General features: G+C 48.3%; 1 protein-coding gene. It reads right to left on the bottom strand.

The window, feature by feature from the left end:
* Window positions 1-737 (bottom strand): DDE-type integrase/transposase/recombinase (locus TW77_RS23950; RefSeq protein WP_046007491.1); only part of this gene is annotated, 737 nt, incomplete at both ends.

Here is a 737-nt window from a genome sequence, read left to right as displayed (position 1 = left end):
GCGATCCCGCCGTGCCCATGGGCTGTTTTTCCGGGTTGAGCGTTGTAGGCCCGACTGGACTGCAATTTCGCACAGCACGTGTTCCCCATCGACTTGGATTAGCTGCTTTTGCTATTTCCATTCGTTCTTTTCGTTGCACCAGTATCTCTTTATCCTGTCCCGTATGCCGCTGATGTGGTGTAACAAATCGCAACTTACTGTGCTTATGCTCATAGTTGTACCAACGAGTAAATTTCAGTACCCATGCTCTGGCTTCTTCGAGGCTTTTAAAGCCTGCCGAGGGCCAGTCAGGTCTGTATTTGCAAGTTCTGAACAAGGATTCTGCAAATGGATTGTCGTTGCTAACTCGCGGTCTGTTATATGATGTTGTCACACCCAACTCTTGTGCTTTTACACGCATAGTTTGCGATTTCATCGGCGCACCGTTGTCTGAGTGTAAAACTACACCGCTATGCAGCGCATTTTCACGCACTAATGTTTGCTCCAGCAACTTGGCTGCATGCTCGCCTGATTCTTGTTCGTGGACTTCATGGCCCACTATTTTTCTGCTGTATATATCTTCGAGCATGTACAGGTAGTAAAACTGACCACGTACCGTGCTCGGCAGATAGGTAATATCCCAACAAAACACCTGACAAGGTCCCGTTGCTGTGTACGTTTTTGGAACAGGCACTCCATAAGATGGAGCGCCTCGGCCTCGGTGATGTAACTGGCCATTTGCCTTGAGTACTCTGTAA

The organism is Pseudoalteromonas rubra, assembly GCF_000967655.1.
Lineage (GTDB): Bacteria > Pseudomonadota > Gammaproteobacteria > Enterobacterales > Alteromonadaceae > Pseudoalteromonas > Pseudoalteromonas rubra_A.
The sequence above is the reverse complement of the archived record's forward strand: the minus strand, read 5'-3'. Positions and strand labels throughout refer to the sequence as shown.